Genomic DNA, 21,401 nt, shown 5'->3' with positions numbered 1-21,401 from the left:
CGGTGCAACAGGTACATCGCGGCGTCCGGTTCGCGGGCAAGCCTCGCTCCTACAGGCGAAAAACGATAACGCGGTGCGACAGATACACCGCAGCGCCTGATTCGCGGGCGAGCCTCGCTCCTACAGGCAGCGAACGATAACGCGGTGCAGCAGGTACACCGCGGTGTGAGTTGATTTAGCGCCCCGCCGCCGGCTGGCGGTTCAACTCGGCGTCGCCCGGTTGACCCAATACACAGGAGGTGCCGCCAGGGGTGTACATCATGGCCACGCAGCGGTTGCAGGCAGTGCAGATCGAATCGCGGCTGGCACCGCTGGCGAGTTTGTTGACGTAGTCCTGTTCCGCCAGCAACACCCGTCCCATGGCCACCAGGTCGAAGCCCTCGGCCATGACTTGCTCGATGCTCGCCAGACTCTTTGCCCCGCCAAGGTACGCCAGCGGCATCTTCACCGCAGCGCGCACCTTGCGTGCATGCTCCAGCAGATACAGTTCGCGAAACTCCACCGCCGGCTGGGTGCGGCGCTGGATCGCCATGGCCAGTGCGATCACCGGGTTCTTCTGCTGCACGCGGTTTTCCTTGGGGAAGGACGAGCCGAACATGGTGGTGATCGACTCGGCGTTCATCCCGGCGCTGAGCACCAGCAGGTGCGCGCCCTCCTCCTCCAGCATGCGGGCGATCTTCGCCCCGTCCTCGGCGCTGTTACCGGCGCGCACGCCTTCGGTGATGCTGTACTTGCAGATCACCGCCATCTCCTGGCCCACCGCATCCAGCACCGCGCGCAGCACCCGGCGCGGGAAGCGCAGGCGATTCTCCAGGCTGCCGCCGTACTGATCGCGGCGCTTGTTGTACATCGGCGAAATGAACTGGCTGAGCAAGTAGCCATGGCCCATGTGGATTTCCACGGCATCGAAACCCGCCTGGCGCGCCAGGCGCGCACCCTGCGCGAAATCGCGCACCACTTGCTGCATGTCGGCTTCGTTCATCGCCTGCTTGAAGAACATGCCGCTCATCATGCCGATCTTGTTGAAACCGCCGCTGGCCGACAGAGGACGTTTGGTCGAGCGCTCGCGGATGAAGGTAAAGCAACCGCCATAGGTAATCTGCGCGCTGGCCAGGCCACCGCTCTGGTGCACGGCATCCGTCAGGGCCTTGAAGTGCGGCAGGCTGGAGGGGGCGAGGATCAACTGGTTGGGCAAGGTGCGGCCATCGCTGCTGACTGCGCAATAAGCCACCGTAGTCAGGGCCGTGCCGCCTGCGGTAATGGCCGAATGCAGCTTGACCAATTGCCTGGAGGGCACGCCCTGGGCACTCATGCCTTCGTTGGTGGCCGCCTTGATAAAACGGTTTTTCAGGGTCAGCGGGCCAATCGAGACAGGGCTGAACGGTGATGGTGTGGGACGTTGGTTCATGACAGGTCTCTCTTTATTGTTATCAGGCTAAAAATGAAGGCTGCGTCGCCGGATCGCGAGGCAGCCATGATCATCAGAAGGTGTACTTGGCGTTGAACGACAGGTAATCGCGGTCAGCCAGCAGACGGCCCTGGGCGACATCCGGCGAACTCAGGTAGGCCACATAGGTCATGCCGACCTGCAGGTTGCCCAGGTACTTGAAGTCGCCCCCCACCGTCAGGCGCTTCTCGTCTCGACCCAGGCCCTGGTAGGCGCTGCCATCGACGTTCTGCGTCCATACCACGCGGGTGCTCAGGTCCAGGCCGTTGGCCACGGACGGGTAATCCATATAGGCGCCGACGCCCAGCAGGGTCGAACCACGGGTCTGGGTCGCCGACTCGAACTTGTCGAACGTGCCGTCCACCCCCGGTCCGCCACCGGTGATCGTCAGGCTGTCGACCCCGTCGATGTGCTGGTGCACGACCTCGCCCATGAAGGTGGTCTGCTGCGCCAAAAAGCTCGGTCCGAGGATGTAGGAGGCGTTGAGGTTGCCTTGCCAGATCTGCCCGGTGGTTGGCGCGCCGTTGTTCAGGTACACCGAGGCGCCATCGCGGTAACTCAGGTCGCCGGCGTATTGCACCGAATCTCCGACCTTGGAACTGAAACTGATCCCCGTCAGCTTGACGTCTTCGAAGTAACCCATGCGATACGTCGGCCCGTCGCCGCTATGGCCGATGCTCCTGAGCGAGGAGTATTGGGTGGTGCCGGTGAAGTCGAAGAACAAGGAACCGACGCGCTCGTTGTAGCGGTAATGGAACAACCCGATCTCAGTGTTTTCGGTGATCCGGTAGCGCACGCCCAGCCCCCATTGACCGCCGTCGCTGGCGTCCCTTTCGCCGGCGTAACCGACCGCCACACCATTGGGCAGGCGACCCACCACACCGCTGCCCAGACGAAAGAACTGGGCACCGGGGCCGAAGGTATCGCTGCCGAAGTAATCGCCCACCGGGTTGAGCTGGGTCTTTTCCCACTCGTACTGGTAGAAACCCACCAGCGCCAGGTTTTCATTGAGCGACCAGGAGCCGGACACCTGCCCGACCGGCAGGTAGGAGTCCTTGGCCTCGGTGCCCGGTACGTTGAATTTGGTGGCATCCACCGGGGCCTGGCCCTGGCTGATGTTGGGCCAGAACAGACTCTCGCCCCAGGCCACCAGGTGCCGGCCGGCCTTGAGCGACAGGTACTGCGTTTCACCGACGTCGAAGTTGCCGTACACATAGGCATCGAGCAGGCGTACCGTGCTGCCGCTGAGCTGGCGGGTCTTGTCGCTGAAACTGTCATTGGCCCCGAGTTTGTTGACGGTCTGCGGTGAGTCGTTGGCGTTGTCCCGCTTGTAGACATCGTCATAGAAGTCGCTGCCACGCAGCACCGCCCCGAGGTTGTCGTGCTTGAGTTGCAGTTCGCCGAACAGGCTCAGGCGATTGTTGATCAACGAACCGCGCTTGAAGTTGCGCGTTCCGTCGTCATTGTTCGGATCATTGAGGTACTGATGCGCCTGTTTGGCGGTACGCATGGAGGCGGTGTAGTTGACCGTCAGCGACGAATCCAGGGTGGTGTTTTCCCCCAGTTCGAGGGTTGGTGCCGCGCTGATCGTGGTGCTTGCAACCGTGAGGGCGGTCGCCAGCAGGCCCCGCCCCCCGATCAGGTGTCCCGGACGGCGCGCAGTGGTGTATCGCGTAAACATGCTCCTCTCCTTTTTTGTTGTTTTTCCTGCCTCGCCCCAGCATGAAAAAAGCCTGCACTGCGCACATCGTCCGTTTGGTGAAATGAGTGCCCGTCATGCCCGGGCGCTGTTGGCCACCGTCTCGCGCAGCTCGTTTTTGGCGACCTTGCTCGAAGGGTTCAATGGCAAGGCACTGAAGAAGCGCACCTGGCGCGGCACCTTGTAATTGGCCATGTGTTCGCGGCTCCAGGTGATCAGTTGAGCCTCGTCGAGCGCCTGGCCTTCGCGCAACACCACGCAGGCACAGCCGACCTCACCCATGCGCTCGTCGGCGATGCCGATCACGGCCACCTGGGCAATCGCCGGGTGCTTGATCAGTGCCGCCTCGATCTCCGCCGGGTAGCAGTTGAAACCGCCGACGATGAACATGTCCTTCAGGCGGTCGGTGATGATCAGGTTGCCCGCCTCATCCAGCCGCCCCACATCGCCGGTATGCAGCCAGCCTTCGGCGTCGATGGCTTCGCGGGTCGCTTCGGGGTTCTGGAAATAGCCCTGCATGATGTGAAAACCCCGCAGGCAGATTTCGCCGGTTTGCCCTGCGACAAGCGCCTGGTTGTGCGGGTCGCGGATGCTCACCTCGGTGCCGGCAATCGGTCGTCCGCTGGTGGTGGCGATCACCTGCGCCGAATCCTGCGGATCGCAAATGGTGGCCAGGCCGCCACACTCGGTCAGGCCGTAGGCGGTGGTGACCACGGCAAAACCGAGTTCGTTGCGCATGCGTTCGATCAGGCTTGGCGGGATGCTCGCCGAGCCTGTGACTGCGATGCGCAGGCTCGACAGATCCGTCTGTTTGAGCCGCGGGTGGGCCAGCAGCGACAGGTACAGGGTCGGCGCGCCGGGCAACACGCTGATGCGCTCGCGGGCGATGCGCTGGAACACCTCCTCTGCGTCGAACACCGCATGGGGCAGGATGGTCGCCCCGCCGATCAGGCACGTCAGCCAGCCGGCCTTGTAGCCAAAGGCATGGAAGAACGGGTTGACGATCAAGTAGCGGTCGCCCGGCACCAGGCCGATGACCTTGACGTATTCGCTGAAGGCCCGCAGGTTCTGGCCATGGCCGCTCATCACGCCCTTGGGTTTGCCGGTAGTACCGGAGGTGAACAACAGGTCGCACATCGCCTCGGGTTCGACCGTCAACGCACGGAGAACGGCGCTGTCGGCCTCGATGGTCGCCGCGCCGCGCAGGAATTGTTCAAGCGTCAGGTCCGATGCCAATCCGGGCGTTTCGCCATCAAGTATCACCAGATGTTCAAGAGTGGCCGGACGATGGGGAGCGAGCAGCGCCGGGTAGTCGACACCGAGAAAACGTTGCGGGACAAACAACAACCGGCAGCCGCTGCGCTCCAGCACGTCGGCGGCTTCCGCCCCTTTCATGCGCGTGTTGATCGGCACCAGCACTGCACCGGCGCACTGAATGCCCAGCGCCGCGAGAATCCAGTCGGCGCTGTTCGGCGCCCAGATACCGACCCGGTCGCCGGCCTGGATGCCCAGCGCCATCAGGCCGCGAGTAAAGCCCATGACGCGCTCGGGCAAGCTTGCGTAATCGATACAGTGGCCGTTTTCTTCGATGGCCGTGCGCCCGGCAAAGCGTTCGGCGCTGCTGAAGACCAATTGGGCCAGGGTGGTGGGGACCGCACTCGGGAGCTCGGCAAGGTTAAGGCTCTGATTCATCGTAGGCTCGGACTGGGCTTCGTTCGGAGGCATCATTCGGGAAAACGGATGCGCAATTGCGCGCTGGTGGGCACCGCCTGACAGGCCAGAATCCAGCCTTCGGCCAGGTCGCTCGCATCCAGTGCATCGTTGTGCAGCAACTCGATATCGCCACTTTCCAGCGTGCACATGCACGAGGCGCAACCGCCGACTCGACAGGCGCTGGGCGGTTTGAGGCCGGCACGCTCCATGGCCGCCAGCACAGTTTCGCCGCTGTCACAGGCCAGGTGGTGATCCTCGCCATCCAGGCGCACCGCCAACTGCGCGGCCACGGCGGCCTCGCTGCTGGCCACCGGGGCAAGTTCGCCTTCACCGGGCAGCGAGACGAAGCGCTCGACATGCACTCGCTTGTCCGGCATGCCCAGGCCCTTGAGTGCGCTGACCGCTGCATCCATGAAGGGCGTCGGACCGCAGATGAACGCCTGGGCATCGATAAACGGCCGCGCCAGCTCGGCCAGTTGCCCGACGCTTGGGATACCCTGCACCGAGTCGAGCCAATGAACGACTTGCAGACGCTGCGGATGAGCGCTGGCCAGGGCCTTGAGTTCATCCTTGAAAATCACCGAGGCCTCGTCGCGATTGGCGTAGATCAGCAACACACGGCCAGTCCCGGCGAGCAACGCCGAGCGCAGGATCGACAGCACCGGCGTGACACCACTGCCGCCCCCGAACAACAGCAAGTCGCCGTCCAGGCTGCGAGGCACGAACACCCCGGCCGGTGGCAGCACCTCCAGGGTCTGGCCGGCCTGCAACTCACCGCACAGCCAGTTCGAGGCGCGCCCTTGCTGCACGCGCTTGACCGTGACCCGCAACGGCTCATCCAGCAACGGTGTGCTGGACAACGAATAGCAACGGGGCAGCCAACCGTCCTCGAAGGGCACGCGCAAGGTCAGGAACTGGCCGGGTTGATAGCGAAAACGTTCGCCCAGATGCTCCGGCACGTCAAAAACCAGGGAACGCGCATCGGCGGTTTCCTCGATGACGTGCGCCACGCGCAGGGCAAGATAGTTGTTCATAGCTCAGGTACTCATGACCACCTGCCCCCGTATCGCGGGCAGGTGTAACCCCAGGGATGCCGGAACCGGCGTGACGACCTCAGACGTACGGGTCAGGGTTGGGCAGGCCCATCAGTACCGCACCGTAGCTGCGTCCATACGCCATGTAGTTGTTGGCGATATGCCCGCGAGCCTGGTGCAGGTCACGGAACAGGCGCGCCACCGGGTTGGTGTTGTACAGGCCCGAGGCGGCCATGCTGCGCAACAGGTCATTGACCCGCTCGGCGCAGATATTGGTCACGTAGGCGGACTGGTAGCGATACAGCAGGCGGGTTTCGGTGTCCGGGTACTGGCCGGCGCGGGCCAGGCTCATCAGGTGCTCGTAGTTGCGGTCCAGCACCAGGCGCAGGCTGTCGACGGTGATCATCGCTTCGGCAACGGCCGTTTGCGCCACCGGATCCTGAGCGGTATGAGCGCCGTGCTTGCCGATGTGGCTGGCGGCATTGGCGCTGAACTCGTTGATCGCGCCTTGCAAGGCACCGATGGCCGAGGTGGAAACGGCGCGGGAGAACACCTGGGCAAACGGGATGGCATAGATCGGGTTGGTGTTGACCAGGCGTCCCGGTGTCGCTTCCAGCGTCCAGTTGTTGGTGCGCTGTACGCGATGGGCCGGAACGAACACATCCTCGACCACAATGTCATGACTGCCGGTGCCACGCAGGCCCAGCACCTCCCAATTGTGTTCGATCCGATAGTCACTGCGCGGCAGCAGGAAGGTGCCGTGCTCGGCGGCCAGCTCCGCCTCGGCAGGCAGGATGCCGCCCAGGAACACCCATTGGCAGTGCTCGCTGCCACTGGAGAACCCCCAGCGCCCGCTGATCCGGTAACCGCCCTCGACCACCGTGACTTTGGCGGCCGGCATGTAAGTCGAGCAGATCAATGCATTGTGATCATCAGCCCAGACCTCGCGCTGCGCTTCGACCGGGTAGCGCGCCAGTTGCCAGGGGTGAACGCCCATCACACCGTAGATCCAGGCCGTCGACATGCAACCCTCGGCGAGGATGGTCTGGATTTCGAAGAAGGTGCGCGGGTCCACTTCATAACCGCCGAACGCCCGTGGCTGCAGGGCCCGCAACAAACCGGCGGCCTGCAGCTCGGCGACGCTTTCCTCTGGAACCCTCATGTCCTTGTCGGCCTGCGCCGTGCGTGCCTTGAGTGCCGGCACCAGGCTCCGCGCACGTTCCAGCAAGTCACGTTCGTCCTGGGTCTTTTCTCGCATGCTGTGCATCACTCAATTCTCCCGATCTTATGCGCCACTGCGCCAGTTGAGAGGGATCATCGGATTGAGCGGGCAAACGTTCATCGTCAAAGCGGACTAGAGCGAGGCGGCATCACAACGCCGGGTACTCTGTAGGAGCCAGGCTTGCCGGCGAACGACGATCACGCGATTTCGACTGATGCACCGAGGTGTCCTGATTCGCCTGTAGGAGCCAGGCTTGCCGGCGAACGACGATCACGCGATTCCGACAGATGCACCGAGGTGTCCTGGTTCGCCTGTAGGAGCCAGGCTTGCCGGCGAACGGCGATCACGCGATTCCGACAGATGCGCCGAGGTGTCCTGGTTCGCCTGTAGGAGCCAGGCTTGCCGGCGAACGACGATCACGCGATTCCGACAGATGCACCGAGGTGTCCTGATTCGCCTGTAGGAGCCAGGCTTGCCGGCGAAGAACGATAACGCGGTGCAACCGAAACACCGCGGCGGACCGTTCGCCGGCAAGCCTGGCTCCTACAGTGGACCGAGTCCGTCCGCAAAAATACTGATCGGTTATCTGGCCGCCATCGCTGGCAAGCCAGCTCCCACATTGGACATCTGTCGTTCACAAGATCTGCTTCGCCGGAGTTCAAATGGTGAGAGCGAGCCTGCTCGCGATTAACGATAACGCGGTTCAGCAGTTACCCCTGCGGATCAAGATTATCCAGCGCCCGGTTCACCGCCAGTTCACCCAGCATGATGATCTGCGCGATACCCAAAAGCGCATTGCGCTGGGGCCCCTCCACGAACCCGGCCAGATCGCTGGCCATCACACTGGCCGACGCCAATGATTCGCAGGCGTGCGCCAGCAGCGTTTCGGTGTTGATGTCGGGGACGATGGTGAACATCGTGCTGGGTTGGTGGACGGGTTCTTTTGCAGGGTTGAGATGGTAGTCCAGCGCCCGGTCGGCGGCTTCGTGGAGTGTTTTTGAATGGGGTGAATCGTAGGGGGAAACGTCGTCGGATTGCGGGGGATTGGGAGTGGGTTTGAACATGGGGAAGCTCCTATGAAAACTTGAACCACCATGACCTATCGCTAAACAAGTAAAGGTGGCAGCTGTACGCAGGTTAGCGATCCGGGCCACAGGAAGCCCGGGTAGACCCGAAGGTCTCCCACGCACAGCCGCCATAACGCAGATTGCAGACAAAGATGACTGCACTGAATTCGGGAGGCTGAGGCACCTATAGTTCGGTTCGGATCGCTAAACCCGGTCGCTGAATTGGCAGCGACCCGGAAACGATAAGGACCAGGGACAAGGCGCACAAGCCGGCGGATTCTGGCGTAGTTGTAGGCAGCTACGCAAGGCGATGTAGCTTGAAGGAAGAAACGTTAAACGCCTTTAAACAACAACCCCAAGCCACCACAGATGCCCTTGTGGGAGCGAGCCTGCTCGCGATGACAGTTGTGCATTCAACATTGAGGTTGGCTGACACTACGCCATCGCGAGCAGGCTCGCTCCCACATTTGGATGAGGTACATCCGCGAGATCAGGTTGGTTGCCAGGCCGCCATCGCAGGCAAGCCAGCTCCCACAGTGGACCGAGTTCATCCGCAAAATCAGGTCGGCTGTCCGGCCGCCATCGCTGGCAAGCCAGCTCCCACAGAAAAGCAGGGCGGCGTGCCAACTTCGCTAGTCCGTTGAGACGATGCCCGCCCAGCTCACGACGGCGATAGTGGCCCCATCGACAGCCGCCCCACGGAGCCAGGGCCCATGAGTATTTTGCAGCGATTCCAGATGCACGACAGCGTCGCCATCGTCACCGGCAGCGGCCGCGGCATTGGCCGGGCGATTGCCCTGGCGTATGCCGAAGCCGGCGCTGACGTGGTGTGTTCGGCGCGTTCGCTGGACGAGGTGGAGGCCGTGGCCGAAGAGGTCCGTGGCCTGGGCCGGCGCGCCCTGGCCGTCGCCTGTGACGTCAACGATGACGAGCAACGCCAGGCGCTGGTGCGCCGCAGTGTCGAACACATGGGCCGTCTCACTCATCTGGTGAACAACGTCGGCGGTGGCGGGCCCAACGATCCGCTGGCGATGACAGCCGAACAGTTCGCCCAGGTGCTGAACTTCAACGTCGCCACCAGCTACGCCTTTTGCCAATTGTGCGTGCCGCTGATGCGCGAGGCCGGTGGCGGCAACATCATCAATATCAGCTCGGTGGCGGCGCGCTATGCCCAGCGCCACTTCAGCGCCTATGGCACGGCCAAGGCCGCCCTCAGTCACCTGACCCGCCTGCTGGCCCAGGATTTCGCACCGCAGATCCGGGTCAACGCCGTCGCCCCCGGCCCCACGCTGACCGAGGCGCTGAACGGTGTGATGCCCACCGCCATGCGCCAAGTCATGGAGAACAACACCCCGCTCAAATGCCTGGGCACCCCGCAGGACATCGCCGCCGCCGCGCTGTACCTGGCCAGCCCGGCGTCGGCCTGGGTAACCGGCAAGATCATCGACGTCGACGGCGGTGCCGACTCCTCGGTCTGGCCCGGCTGACCGACTCCTTTGGGCCCGCCCCTGACGATGTTGGGGCGGGCTTTTTTCTTCCCACCCATCCGGAGCCCTCGCCATGGACGCTCATTTGATCAACGCGCTCGGCGACGAGCTGTTCAATGCCCTGCGCAGTCGCCAGACCCTGGCCCCCCTGACCCGCCGCTACCCGCACATCACGCTGGAGCAGGCCTACCGGGTTTCCCTGCATTTCCTGCAACGCCGCGAAGCCCTCGGCGAGCGGGTGATCGGCAAGAAAATCGGGGTCACCAGCCGCGCCGTGCAGGAAATGCTCGATGTCCACCAACCGGACTTCGGCTTCCTCACCAACGCCATGCAGGTCGAGGATGGCAGCGACGTCAGCCTGGCCCGCTACAACCTGATCCAGCCACGGGCCGAAGGCGAAATCGCCTTTATCCTCGGTGAAGATCTGCAAGGCCCCGGTATCACGGCCCAGGACGTGCTGGCCGCGACCCAATGGGTGGCACCGTGCTTCGAAATCGTCGACTCACGGATCGACGACTGGCAAATCCGCATCCAGGACACCGTGGCCGACAACGCCTCCTGCGGGGTTTTCGCCCTCGGCACCGAACGTCACGATCCACGCTCGCTGGACCTGGCCGCCGTGCAGATGCACCTGCTGAAAAATGGCCAGCCGGCAGGCTCGGGCCTGGGCTCGGCGGTACAAGGCCATCCCTGCGCGGCGGTGGCCTGGCTGGCCAATACCCTGGGTGAACTGGGCATTCCTTTCCGCCGTGGCGAAATCATTCTGTCCGGCGCCCTGGCGCCGCTGGTGCCCGTGGTCGCCGGCGACCGCATCAGCCTGTCCATGAGCGGCCTGGGCAAAGCCAGCCTGCGGTTTGTTCCCTGATGCCCTTTTACACCCCTCCTCTCTCCCTTCCCAGGAGCCAAAGACCATGAGCAAAAAGATCAAATGCGCGCTGATCGGGCCGGGCAACATCGGCACCGATCTGCTGTACAAACTCAAGCGCAGCGAGGTGCTGGAACCGGTGTGGATGGTCGGCATCGACGCCACCTCCGAGGGCCTGGCGCGGGCCCGCGAGCTGGGCCTGAAAACCACCGCCGACGGCGTCGACGGGTTGCTGCCCCATGTCCTCGAAGATGAAATCCAGATCGCCTTCGACGCCACCTCGGCCTACGTGCACGCGCAGAACTCGCAAAAACTCAATGCCCTGGGCGTGTTGATGATCGACCTGACGCCGGCGGCCATCGGCCCCTACTGCGTGCCGCCGGTGAACCTCAAGGCGCAATTGGGCCAGGGCGTGATGAACGTCAACATGGTCACTTGCGGCGGCCAGGCCACCATCCCGCTGGTGGCTGCGGTGTCCAGTGTGCAACCCGTGGAGTACGCGGAAATCATCGCCACCGCCGCCTCGAAATCGGTCGGCCCCGGCACGCGCAAGAACATTGACGAGTTCACTCGCACCACGGCCAGCGCGATAGAAAAAGTCGGCGGCGCGAAAAAAGGCAAGGCGATCATCGTCATTAACCCTGCGGAACCGCCGCTGATCATGCGCGACACCGTGCACTGCCTGACCGCCGGCGAGCCCGACCAGCCGGCCATCACTGCCGCCATCGAGGCCATGATCCGCCAGGTGCAGCGCTATGTGCCCGGCTACAAGCTGGTCAACGGCCCGGTGTTCGAAGACAACCGGGTTTCAGTGTTCATGGAGGTCGAAGGCCTGGGAGATTACCTGCCCAAGTACGCCGGCAACCTCGACATCATGACCGCCGCCGCTGCACGCACTGCCGAGATGTTCGCCGAGGAGATCCTCAAGGGTGAGCTGACGCTGACCGCTACCGCGCAAACCGCACACGCATAAGGAGCCGACCATGGACCTGCAGGGTAAAAGCATCACCGTTCACGACATGTGCCTGCGCGACGGCATGCACCCCAAGCGTCACCAGATCAGCCTGCAACAGATGAAAGACATCGCCTGCGGCCTCGACGCGGCCGGCGTGCCGCTGATCGAAGTCACCCACGGTGATGGCCTGGGCGGCAGTTCGGTGAACTACGGTTTCCCGGCCCACACCGACGAAGAATATTTGTCGGCGGTGATCCCGCTGATGAAAAAGGCCAAGGTATCGGCCTTGCTGCTGCCGGGCATCGGCACCGTCGATCACCTGAAAATGGCCCATGAACTGGGGGTCAATACCATTCGTGTGGCCACCCACTGCACCGAGGCCGATGTCAGCGAGCAGCACATCTCCCACGCTCGCAACCTGGGCATGGACACCGTCGGTTTCCTGATGATGGCCCACATGAACAGCCCAGAAGGCCTGGTCAAGCAAGGCTTGCTGATGGAGAGCTATGGCGCCAACTGCATTTACCTGACCGATTCGGCGGGCTACCTGCTCCCCCACGACGTCAGCGCCCGCGTGGCGGCCATGCGCGCAGCGCTCAAGCCGCAGACCGAAATCGGCTTCCACGGCCACCACAACCTGTCGATGGGCGTGTCCAACTCCATTGCCGCGATTGCCGCCGGCGCCAACCGGATCGACGCCGCCTGCGCAGGCCTCGGCGCCGGCGCCGGCAACACGCCGATGGAAGTGCTGGTGGCGGTCTGTGATCGCATGGGCATCGACACCGGTGTCAGCGTGTTCGGCATCCAGGACGTGGCCGAAGACCTGGTGGTGCCGATCATGGACTTCCCGATCCGCAGCGACCGCGATGCCCTGACCATGGGCTATGCCGGGGTCTATGGCTCGTTTCTGCTGTTCGCCAAGCGTGCCGAGAAGAAATACGGTGTGTCGGCGCGGGAAATCCTGGTCGAGATGGGCCGGCGTGGCATGGTCGGCGGCCAGGAAGACATGATCGAAGACACCGCCATGACCCTCGCCCGCCAGCGCCGGCAGGGTTAAAGGCAAAAGATCGCTCCTGAGGTCCGGGAGCGATCATTTGCGTCATCGTCCCCCCCCGTAGGAGCGAGGCTTGCCCGCGAACCTAGACACCGCGGTGTACCTGTCGGAACCGCGTCATCGTTCTTCGCCGGCAAGCCTGGCTCCTACAGGTGATCGGGTTAACGGGAATGAATCAGCGCCAGTCGGCGACTATCCCGTGCTCCAGCGCAAACGGCTGGGCGGCGATGGTGCGACGCTGGAACTGTGGTGCCTGTTCGGCGGTGGCCAGCCATAACATCACGGCTGCCGGTACCTGGGGCGGCGCACTGCCGGCACGCAGGGCGATCAGGCCTTTGTCGCCGATGGTGGCCCTGAGGGCTTCGGTGGTGACGACGCCCGGATTCAAGGTGTAGGCACGTACGCCCACCTCGCCCAGTTCCGTGGTCAATACCCCGGACAGTCGCGACACCGCCGCCTTGCCCGCGCCATAGGCATACCCCCAGCCACCCTTGCCTGCCGCCACCGGCGGATCGCTTTCGCCGGCGCCGGAGGTGACGTTGATCACCACCCCGCCACCGCGCGCCACCATGTGCTCGGCCACCGCCCGTGTCAGCAGGAACGGCGTGAGGATATACCCCAGAAACATCCGCTCCAGGGTCCTAGCCTGCAGATCCATGAACCCGGCGTTGAGGTCGCTGCCCTGGTAGATCGCATTGTTGATCAGCACGTCGATGCGCCCGTACTCGGCCAGTACCGCCTCACAGGCAGCCAGGGCCGAGTCGCTGTCGAGCAGGTCCATCGGCACGACCAACACCCGACAGCCGAGATCGCGCAATGCTTGGGCAGTGCCGTTGAGGCTGCCGGCCAACGGCGCCCCATCGGCATCGCGCAGGGCATGCTCATGCTGTTCGCCCTCATTGAGGGTGCGGGCGCTGATGGCCAGGTCGAAACCGGCGCGGGCGAATGCCAGCGCCGCCTCACGGCCGATACCCCGGCTGGCGCCCGTGATGAATGCCACTTTGTTCATAGCGGTTCCTGTCAGAAGCGTGGGGCGCGGACCATGGCGTCCATGCCGCCATCGACGAAGATCACGCTGCCATGGATGAACGAGGCTTGTGGCGATTGCAGAAAAGCCACCACCGAGGCAATTTCCGCAGGCTCCCCGGCGCGCCCCAGTGGTGCGACGAATTCGCGGGTCGACTTGCCAAAGCGCGCATCGTCCAGCGAAGCCTGGTGCAGCGGAGTCTGTACCGCGCCCGGCGCCACCACGTTCAAGCGCAGGCCGCGCTGGCCCCAGCTCACGGCCAGGCTTCGGGCATGGCGGCTGATGGCGTACTTGGAGGCGGCATAGGCGACATGGGGCTGGCCCAGGGCATTGGCCGCTTCCAGCGCACGGGCCTCATCACCGGCAATCATCAGTTCGATCATCGGCTGGCCGTCGGGCCCGGAATGCGTGGCCGCCACCGAGCCGATCACCAGCGCCGCCGGGTGTTGGCCCTTGGCGAGCGCCCCGTGCAGGCCGTCCAGCAACTGGCTGACGCCAAAGTAGTTGACCGCCAGGATCAGGCCGCAGCTGGGCGCGGTGACGCCGACGCCGGCGCAGCAGATCAGGCCGTCGAGAACGCCGCCGCTGAGTTCGAGCACTTGGGTGATCGCCGCGTCACGGCCCTGGGGCGTGGACAGGTCGGCGATCACTTCGGCGTTGCTGCGATCGATACCGATAACCTGGTGCCCGGCGGCACGCATGGCGGTGGAGACAGCGGCCCCGATTCCCGAGGCACTTCCGGTGATGGCTGTAACAGGCATGATGGTTCTCCGTGATAGGTCCGCCCAGTATCGGCAGGGCGATCGCGGGACGGCATCGTCTGTGCGGACTAAAAAACGCTTTGCAGGAGCGAGTGGTGTGGCGGTCCTGCGAACCAGGCGCCGCGGTGCAACTGTGGCACCGCGTTTTCGTTCTTCGCCCTGTAGGAGCGAGGCTCGCCCGCGAACCAGACGCCGCGGTTTGCCTGTCGGAACCGCGTTATCGTTCTTCGCCTGTAGGAGCGAGGCTTACCCGCGAACCAGGCACCGAGGTGTGTCTGTCGCACTGCGTCATCGTTCTTCGCCGGCAAGCCTGGCTCCTACAGGCGAACCGGACGCCGCGGTGCATCTGTCACACCGCGTTATCGTTCTTCGCCTGTAGGAGCGAGGCTTGCCCGCGAACCAGGCACCGAGGTGTGTCTGTCGCACTGCGTCATCGTTCTTCGCCGGCAAGCCTGGCTCCTACAGGCGAACCAGGCGTCGCGGTGCATCTGTCGCACCGCGTTATCGTTCTTCGCCGGCAAGCCTGGCTCCTACAGGCGAACCGGACGCCGCGGTGTGTCTGTCGCACCGCGTTATCGTTTTTCGCCCGTAGGAGCGAGGCTTGCCCGCGAACGGAACGCTGCGGTGTATCTGCTGCACCGCGTTATCGTTCTTCGCCGGCAAGCCTGGCTCCTACAGGCGAAGCGGAGCGCTGCGGTGTATCTGCTGCACCGCGTTACCGTTCTTCGCCGGCGAGCCTGGCTCCTACAGGCGAACCGGGCACCGCGGTGTAACTGTCGAACCGGACTCAGGCCTGGCGATACATCGGCTCGGCCAGTTGCGGCGGTGGTACCTTGATTTTTTCGGCCATTTTCAAGGACAGCCTGGGTTTGCCCAGGGCCACCACGCTGTTGAGCAGGATGCGCACCAGCTCGGTCTGGCGCCGTACACCGGTCTTGGAGAAGATCGAACGCAAGTGCGCCCGCGCGGTGTTGCGCCGGATGTTCAAGACCTCGGCAGCTTCCTCCAGTGACAAACCGTTGGCCAGCTCCATGGCCAGGGCGGTTTCGGCCTTGGTCAGGTTGAACAATTGCTTGGTCACCACTTCGCTGGCCAGGGATTTGCTCGCCGCATCGCGGATGTACACCAGCGCCGCCGGCTGGTTTTTCTCCTCGGCCCAGTCCAGCGATGGAATCGATTCCACCACCACGCCCAGATTGACCAATCCCGAGGGGCGGGTCACCGACATGGCTTCGGCACTTTTCGGGGCATCGGGGGAGAATGCGCCGCGAATCAGCCGTTGCAGCTCGCGGTTGTCGCTGGGGTAGGTCGCTTCCAGCCGTCCGCCCACAAGCTTCAGGCCATCGGAACGGGCGAGGATCTCCTGGGCCACCGGGTTGACGCGCAATACGCTGCCACTCTCGTCGAGCACCAGGGTGGCCACCGACAGGCGGCTGATGGCCTGGGAATACAACTCGCTGAGCGATTCGCTGCGATCGAGCAGGTTGTGCATCTGCAACGCCCGGCGCAGGTGCGGTATGAACATGGCACACAGCGCCCGCTCGTTGGCGCAGAAATTAGGCAGGCGTTTGGGCCGGGTGATGCGAAAACGCAACTTGCCGCCGTCCGGGGTGGAAATGTCGGTGCCCATCACGTGGTAGACGTCGTTGGGTCCGCAGAATGCCTTGAAGTAGGCGCTGTGTTCCCACTCAGTGGACGTCATCACGTCGTCGACGGTGAACACTGTATCCAGCGGCTGGTTGGTGAACGGCGTGTTGGTCTGCGGGTAGGTCATGTAGGCGACATCACCGGCGCCTTCGATATCGCCGGCGATGATCATCACGCCCATGTCGGGCTGGTCCGGCACCCGCAGGATCAGGGTGACGTAATTGGCATCGTAGAGTTTGAGGAAGCTCTTGAGGGCGTTGGCCATCAATTTCGGATCCAGGGCGCCTTCGTAGACTTCGCCCACCAACTGGCTGAAGCGCGTAAGGTCCAGGCCAAGACTCGCCAGCGCTTCAGTGGTCAAGACAACATCTTGCATAGTCTTCTCCTCGCTCGGGTAAGGACGGTGCCCTTCCCTTGTTATTTTTATAATTTCGGCTGGGGGGAATCGGGATTCCCCCTCTGGATTGCAATTTGCCTGCATGCCCTGCGATGGGGCCGCGCCTCAGTGTCCCTATCGCTTGCCGACTCCACAATAGGCACGGCAGGTTTATTTTCCGCTATTGGCGATCACGGGCCGCCGGGCTGCTTTTGAGCCGGAACTGGCCTTGTGGTGCCGCCGGCTGGCGCAGCCGTTCGGTGACCAGCGGTCGCCCGCGATTGAACCAGGCCGCCAGGGCCGGCAGGAGGAAAATCGCCCCCAGCACGTTGACCAGGAACATGAACGACAACAGCACGCCCATGTCGGCCTGGAACTTCAGCGGCGCGAAGGCCCAGGTGCACACGCCAATGGACATGGTCACGGCCGTGAACACCGCCGCCGTGCCGCGTTGGCACATGGCCTGGTAGAACGCCTCGCGCAGGTTGGCGCCACGCAGCATTTCGTGCTGGATGCGCTCGTACAGGTAGATGCCGTAGTCCACGCCCACACCCACCCCGAGCGCCATCACCGGCAAGGTGGCGACCTTCAGGCCGATCCCGAGCAGCGTCATCAGTGCATTGCACAGGATCGCCACAATCGCCAGTGGCACCAGAATGCACAGTACCGCGCGGATCGACAGGAAGGTCAGCCAGCAAAACAGCGCCACCGAACCGAACAGCGCTCCCAGCATGATGATTTCGGCACGCTTGACGGCCTCGTTGGAGGCCGCCATCACGCCACCGTTGCCACCGGCCAGGAGGAATTCGACTTGCGGCGAGCCGACCTCGGCAATGATCCGCTTGGCTTCACCGATGACATGGCTGAGGGTGCTGCCCTCGTGATCGGCCAGGAACACCAGGATCTGCATCTGCTGGCAGCCGTCGGTCACCAGTCCGTCATCGGGCATGTAGGCGCGCGCGCCCTGGCTCAGCCCACGGGACGAACCTGGAATCGCCGCCCAGCGCGGGTTGCCTTCGTTATTGCCGGCGATCACCCGCTTGCCCATGTCCGCCACGCTCTGGATCGATTGCACGCCCGATACCGTGCGCATGCGGAAATCGAACGCTTCCACGGCTCGCATCACGGCAGGCGACAGGCAGCCTTCTTCCACCCCCTTGACCTGCACGAACACCGACAGCACATCGAGCCCGATGGAATAGCTGCCGATGATCTTGCCGTTGTCCAGGTTGTAGCGCGAATCGGCCCGTAACTCCGGCGCGCCGGCGCCGATATCGCCCACCGCCAGGTCGCGCGCCTTGTACGCCCCGGCCAGCAGCAACAACAGGCTGAAGGCAAACACCGCCAGCGCCGGTCCCGGCTCGGCCAGCGCCGACAGGCGCCACCACAGGCGATGCTTGCCCGCCGGCCGCGATTGCGCCCGGCGCAACAACGCAGGTTCCAGGCGCAGGTAGGAAATGATGATCGGCAGCATCAGTTTGTTGGTGATGATCATCAGCATCACGCCGATGCAGGCCGTCACCCCCAGTTCGTGGACGATGGGAATGTCGATCAGCATGATCACCGCGAACCCCAGGGCGTTCATCAGCAAGGCCAGGGAGCCGGGAATGAAGATCTTGCAGAACGCCGAGCGTGCCGCTTGCCTGGAGGTGCTGCCGGCCAGCACGTCCTGCTTCCAGGCGTTGGTCATCTGCACCGCATGGGACACGCCGATGGAGAAAATCAGGAACGGCACCAGGATCGACATCGGATCGATGCCCAGCCCCAGCAGCGGCAACAGCCCCAGCAGCCACACCACCGGCAGCAACGCCACCAGCAACGCCACGACCGTCAGGCGCAGCGAACGGGAGTACAGCCACAGCAACAACCCGGTGATCACGAAAGCCACGACGAAGAAACCGATCACCGTGTTCAGGCCTTCGACCACATCGCCCACCAGTTTGGCGAAGCCGACGATGTTGATCTCGATGTCGGGGCTGTTGTACTTGGCGCGGATTTCTTCCAGATGCTTGGCGATGTCGACGTAAGACACCGGCTGGCCGGTCTTGGGGTCCGTGTCTTGCAGGTCGGCGCGGACCATGGCCGACTTCAGGTCGTTGGCCACCAGGCGACCGACCTGCCCGGAGGCGGCCGTGTTGCTGCGCACCTGCGCCAGGTCCTCGGGCGTACCGCTGAAGCGTGGTGGCACCACCACGTCGCCAAAGAATCCTTCTTCGGTGATTTCGATGTAGCGCACGTTGGCGGTGAACAGCGATGTCACGCTGGGGCGGCTGACCCCGGAGATGAAAAACACGTCATCAGTGACCTTGCGCAGGGTATCGAGGTACTCGGCGTTATAGATGTCACCCTCGCCTTTCCAGCGCACGCTCACCAGGAAGCGGTTGGCACCGGTGAAGTAACGACTGAACTTGAGAAAATTCACCATGTATTCATGGCGCACCGGGATCTGTTTGTTGAACCCCGGGTCCAGTTGCGTGTGGGTGGCGCTGTAGCCCAGGCCCAGCGTCACCAGGACAAACAGCGCCAGCAGTCCCTTGCGCCAGGCCATCAGCTGGTCCGCACATGTATCGACGCAGCGCGTCACCCAGTGTTTACCTTGATTCATTGCCCGCCTCTCATTTACCGGGTGGCCGGGTTGGCCACTAGGGCAGCGACGCTGCCACCTGATCCCTGCAATACCCCGCGCTCGCCACCGACCAACAGGCGTGAGCCGACCATCACTGCCGAGGTCAAGGTTCCGAGCCCGGTCAGGCGCCCGACACCGACCAGCGCACCCTGTGCATCCAGGCGCACCACCGAGCTGCCGGCACCGACGATCAGCAGTCCGGTGTGATCGGACAACAACACGTGGCCATACAGGGGCAATTGGTTACCCACGTTGACCTGGGTCCAGCTGTCACCGAAATCGTGGCTGACGAACACATGCCCGCGCATGCCGTAGGTCACCCAGTTGTCCGCGCTCAGGCGCACGATGCCGAACAGCGAGCCGCTGTAGAACGCCGGCAGTGTCTGCCAGTGCTGGCCGCCATCGCGGGTGCGCAGCACCAGGCCCTGCTCGCCCACCAACATGCGCCGGCCATCGTTGCCGCCGGCCATGCTGTTGAGATGCGCGTTGTCGATGTCCAGGGCCTGCGGGGTCCAGGTCTGCCCGGCATCCTGCGATTGGTAGAACTTGCCAAAGCTGCCGAACGCCATGACGCTGTCGCCGCCAGCGCTCCAGACGCCCAGCAGCGGTTCGCCCAGGTCGGCGTCGTAGCGCATTTCCTGCCAGTGGCTGCCGGCGTCCAGGGAGCGCAGGATCCAGCCGTCGTGCCCGACGGCCAGCAAACGCTTGTCGTCCAGTGCGACCACGGCCGTCAGGGTGGCATTGCGTTGCGTAGCGAGTTGGGCGGGCTGCCAGCTCACACCCTGATCGTCACTGAGCAGGATGCTGCCGCGCTCGCCCACCGCGACCACGCGTGAGCCCGGACTGACCAGGCCATTGATCTGCACCCGGTCCGGGCGCGTGGCCAACAATTCTTCCTGCGCAGGTTTTTTGGGGGAAAAGGTGTAGCCAATGGTCAGGGCGACCACCAGACAGACCAGGTAACCGATCACAGAGCGCATGGAAAACGCTCCTGTGCGGGGCACGCGTGCATGGGGCGAGTCATAGGGCCAATCCTCTTGTTCTTGTCAGGCGCCGAGGCAGGCGAGGCCATCGAAACCGGCGTTGCCTCTGGGGGGATAGTCGGCGCAAGGCCTGAGCGACACATCGTCCAAATGGCTTATGCGTGGGTGCGGATGAGGTGGGATGTGTAGGAGCGAGGCTTGCCCGCGAACCGGGCAGCGCGGTGTAACTGTCAGAACCGTGTGATCGTTCTTCGCCGGCAAGCCTGGCTCCTACAGGCGAACCAGACGACGCGGTGCAGCTGTCGGACCGCGTTATCGTTCTTCGCCGGCAAGCCTGGCTCCTACAGGCGAATCGGACACCGTGGTGTATCGGTCGCACCGCGTTATCGGCGTTCGCCGGCAAGCCTGGCTCCTACGGGCGAATCGGTCGTCGCGGTGTATCAGTCAGAACCGCGTCATCGGTGTTCGCCCACAGGATTTGCAGCAATCAGGCGATGTACAGGATCACCAGGTCGTTGATCACCGACGGACGGTCCTGGCCGACGACGTGAATGGTGAGTTCCAGGGTCAACTGGGTGCCGCGCGCCGAAAGCTCGACGTTTTTCACCCGCGCCCGCGAATGGATGCGCGAGCCGGCCGGTACCGGTGCCGGGAAGCGCAGGCGGTCGGAGCCGTAGTTGATCTGGGTGGTGAAACCACTGATCTCGAACCCCAGCGCCAGTTTCATGCGCGACTGCAGCACCTGGACCAGTGCACCGTGGGCGATGGTGCCGCCGAACGGACTTTGCAAACGCGCCCGTTCCGGATCGGTATGAATCCAGTAGTCGTCACCCGACAACCGGGCGAAGTCGTCGATCAGCGCCTGATCGACCACCACCACGTTGCTCCAGTCGCTGAACTCCTCGCTGACCAGAGCCTGCAAGGCCGGTCCATCGTTGAGATCGATCTGCCGCACAGGCACAGTCTGCGAGGCCACCGCCACGGGTTCGTTGTCCTGCGCAGGCAACCGCCCAAGGCTCACCGCATCCTTGTCCATACCGGTAAAGCGCAGCAGGTGGTTACCCTTGGCGTCGACTTCGGCGAACACCGGTTGCAAGGGCATGCCGATGCGAATCTCGTCTTCATCGAGGCCGACCAGGTTGGTGTTGATACGCACCCCCTGGGCCAACTCGACCACCGCCAGCTTCTGCGGCATTTCGTCGATAAAGTCGGGCAAGGTGGCGATGCGCGTCACGGTGTAGCTGTAGAGCGTCGCGGTGCCATCGACTTCGCGCCAGGCCAGGTCATGCTCCAGGCACACCGGGCAGTGCCGGCGCGGGTAGAAGTTCCAGTGCTCGCAGGCGTTGCATTGCTGGATCAACAGGCGCCGGGCCTTGAGGCCTTCCCAGAACGGAGCGGAAATCTGCGTCGCGACCGGCATCGGTTTGTTATTGGACAT

Annotated in this window: 16 protein-coding genes; 4 read left to right on the top strand and 12 right to left on the bottom strand. The window is 63.7% G+C overall.

What is annotated here, in order from left to right; genetic code table 11:
• Window positions 1–175: 175 nt before the first annotated feature.
• From ACQKP2_RS04240 to ACQKP2_RS04215, 6 genes are all read right to left on the bottom strand, one after another.
• Entirely contained in the window at window positions 176–1,408 is a 1,233-nt protein-coding gene (locus ACQKP2_RS04240; RefSeq protein ID WP_427574605.1) for an NADH:flavin oxidoreductase, read from the bottom strand.
• Window positions 1,409–1,481: 73 nt separating this feature from the next.
• Window positions 1,482–3,128, bottom strand: a complete 1,647-nt coding sequence (locus ACQKP2_RS04235; protein WP_427574604.1) for a DUF1302 domain-containing protein — start codon at window positions 3,126–3,128, stop codon at window positions 1,482–1,484.
• Window positions 3,129–3,221: 93 nt separating this feature from the next.
• Entirely contained in the window at window positions 3,222–4,838 is a 1,617-nt protein-coding gene (locus ACQKP2_RS04230; RefSeq protein WP_427574602.1) for a FadD3 family acyl-CoA ligase, read from the bottom strand.
• Window positions 4,839–4,870: 32 nt separating this feature from the next.
• A complete protein-coding gene (locus ACQKP2_RS04225) occupies window positions 4,871–5,893 on the bottom strand; it encodes a 2Fe-2S iron-sulfur cluster-binding protein (protein WP_427574600.1) in 1,023 nt (340 codons plus the stop codon).
• 79 nt (window positions 5,894–5,972) lie between these two features.
• Window positions 5,973–7,160: an acyl-CoA dehydrogenase family protein gene (locus tag ACQKP2_RS04220; protein ID WP_427574598.1), complete on the bottom strand. Its 1,188-nt coding sequence runs from the start codon at window positions 7,158–7,160 to the stop codon at window positions 5,973–5,975.
• Between the two features lie 665 nt (window positions 7,161–7,825).
• Entirely contained in the window at window positions 7,826–8,179 is a 354-nt protein-coding gene (locus ACQKP2_RS04215) for a DUF6124 family protein (protein WP_427574597.1), read from the bottom strand.
• 716 nt (window positions 8,180–8,895) lie between these two features.
• Here ACQKP2_RS04215 and ACQKP2_RS04210 point away from each other — a divergent pair.
• The 4 genes from ACQKP2_RS04210 (at window position 8,896) to dmpG (ending at window position 12,546) form a co-directional block, all read left to right on the top strand.
• Window positions 8,896–9,669, top strand: a complete 774-nt coding sequence (locus ACQKP2_RS04210; protein ID WP_427574595.1) for a glucose 1-dehydrogenase — start codon at window positions 8,896–8,898, stop codon at window positions 9,667–9,669.
• 73 nt (window positions 9,670–9,742) lie between these two features.
• Entirely contained in the window at window positions 9,743–10,534 is a 792-nt protein-coding gene (locus ACQKP2_RS04205) for a fumarylacetoacetate hydrolase family protein (protein WP_427574594.1), read from the top strand.
• Between the two features lie 46 nt (window positions 10,535–10,580).
• Window positions 10,581–11,507, top strand: coding sequence for an acetaldehyde dehydrogenase (acetylating) (locus tag ACQKP2_RS04200; RefSeq protein WP_427574593.1), 927 nt, complete (start codon window positions 10,581–10,583; stop codon window positions 11,505–11,507).
• Window positions 11,508–11,517: 10 nt separating this feature from the next.
• A complete protein-coding gene (gene dmpG, locus ACQKP2_RS04195) occupies window positions 11,518–12,546 on the top strand; it encodes a 4-hydroxy-2-oxovalerate aldolase (RefSeq protein ID WP_427574592.1) in 1,029 nt (342 codons plus the stop codon).
• A gap of 172 nt (window positions 12,547–12,718) precedes the next feature.
• On the opposite strand, the gene ACQKP2_RS04190 is transcribed toward dmpG, so the two are convergent.
• From ACQKP2_RS04190 to ACQKP2_RS04165, 6 genes are all read right to left on the bottom strand, one after another.
• The gene (locus ACQKP2_RS04190; RefSeq protein ID WP_427574591.1) at window positions 12,719–13,552 is read right to left on the bottom strand and encodes an SDR family NAD(P)-dependent oxidoreductase; all 834 of its coding nucleotides are present in this window, start codon (window positions 13,550–13,552) and stop codon (window positions 12,719–12,721) included.
• An 11-nt stretch (window positions 13,553–13,563) separates the two neighbouring features.
• Window positions 13,564–14,331, bottom strand: coding sequence for an SDR family oxidoreductase (locus ACQKP2_RS04185; RefSeq protein ID WP_427574590.1), 768 nt, complete (start codon window positions 14,329–14,331; stop codon window positions 13,564–13,566).
• 787 nt (window positions 14,332–15,118) lie between these two features.
• Complete coding sequence (locus ACQKP2_RS04180) at window positions 15,119–16,354, bottom strand: helix-turn-helix transcriptional regulator (protein WP_427574588.1); 1,236 nt, start codon at window positions 16,352–16,354, stop codon at window positions 15,119–15,121.
• 181 nt (window positions 16,355–16,535) lie between these two features.
• Entirely contained in the window at window positions 16,536–18,959 is a 2,424-nt protein-coding gene (locus ACQKP2_RS04175) for an efflux RND transporter permease subunit (protein WP_427574586.1), read from the bottom strand.
• A gap of 14 nt (window positions 18,960–18,973) precedes the next feature.
• Window positions 18,974–19,960, bottom strand: coding sequence for a WD40/YVTN/BNR-like repeat-containing protein (locus tag ACQKP2_RS04170; protein WP_427574585.1), 987 nt, complete (start codon window positions 19,958–19,960; stop codon window positions 18,974–18,976).
• Window positions 19,961–20,450: 490 nt separating this feature from the next.
• Window positions 20,451–21,401, bottom strand: coding sequence for an OB-fold domain-containing protein (locus ACQKP2_RS04165; RefSeq protein ID WP_427574584.1), 951 nt, complete (start codon window positions 21,399–21,401; stop codon window positions 20,451–20,453).

The sequence above is a fragment of the Pseudomonas sp. NPDC089569 genome (assembly GCF_050280625.1).
Taxonomy (GTDB): domain Bacteria; phylum Pseudomonadota; class Gammaproteobacteria; order Pseudomonadales; family Pseudomonadaceae; genus Aquipseudomonas.
This window is presented reverse-complemented; position numbering and strand designations above follow the sequence as displayed.

Bases quoted from the DNA above. Each gene is read 5' to 3' on its own strand.
- ACQKP2_RS04240 (WP_427574605.1), bottom strand. From the start codon at position 1,408: ATGAACCAACGTCCCACACCATCACCGTTCAGCCCTGTCTCGATTGGC.
- ACQKP2_RS04235 (WP_427574604.1), bottom strand. From the start codon at position 3,128: ATGTTTACGCGATACACCACTGCGCGCCGTCCGGGACACCTGATCGGG.
- ACQKP2_RS04230 (WP_427574602.1), bottom strand. From the start codon at position 4,838: ATGAATCAGAGCCTTAACCTTGCCGAGCTCCCGAGTGCGGTCCCCACC.
- ACQKP2_RS04225 (WP_427574600.1), bottom strand. From the start codon at position 5,893: ATGAACAACTATCTTGCCCTGCGCGTGGCGCACGTCATCGAGGAAACC.
- ACQKP2_RS04220 (WP_427574598.1), bottom strand. From the start codon at position 7,160: ATGCACAGCATGCGAGAAAAGACCCAGGACGAACGTGACTTGCTGGAA.
- ACQKP2_RS04215 (WP_427574597.1), bottom strand. From the start codon at position 8,179: ATGTTCAAACCCACTCCCAATCCCCCGCAATCCGACGACGTTTCCCCC.
- ACQKP2_RS04210 (WP_427574595.1), top strand. From the start codon at position 8,896: ATGAGTATTTTGCAGCGATTCCAGATGCACGACAGCGTCGCCATCGTC.
- ACQKP2_RS04205 (WP_427574594.1), top strand. From the start codon at position 9,743: ATGGACGCTCATTTGATCAACGCGCTCGGCGACGAGCTGTTCAATGCC.
- ACQKP2_RS04200 (WP_427574593.1), top strand. From the start codon at position 10,581: ATGAGCAAAAAGATCAAATGCGCGCTGATCGGGCCGGGCAACATCGGC.
- dmpG (WP_427574592.1), top strand. From the start codon at position 11,518: ATGGACCTGCAGGGTAAAAGCATCACCGTTCACGACATGTGCCTGCGC.
- ACQKP2_RS04190 (WP_427574591.1), bottom strand. From the start codon at position 13,552: ATGAACAAAGTGGCATTCATCACGGGCGCCAGCCGGGGTATCGGCCGT.
- ACQKP2_RS04185 (WP_427574590.1), bottom strand. From the start codon at position 14,331: ATGCCTGTTACAGCCATCACCGGAAGTGCCTCGGGAATCGGGGCCGCT.
- ACQKP2_RS04180 (WP_427574588.1), bottom strand. From the start codon at position 16,354: ATGCAAGATGTTGTCTTGACCACTGAAGCGCTGGCGAGTCTTGGCCTG.
- ACQKP2_RS04175 (WP_427574586.1), bottom strand. From the start codon at position 18,959: ATGAATCAAGGTAAACACTGGGTGACGCGCTGCGTCGATACATGTGCG.
- ACQKP2_RS04170 (WP_427574585.1), bottom strand. From the start codon at position 19,960: ATGCGCTCTGTGATCGGTTACCTGGTCTGTCTGGTGGTCGCCCTGACC.
- ACQKP2_RS04165 (WP_427574584.1), bottom strand. From the start codon at position 21,401: ATGTCCAATAACAAACCGATGCCGGTCGCGACGCAGATTTCCGCTCCG.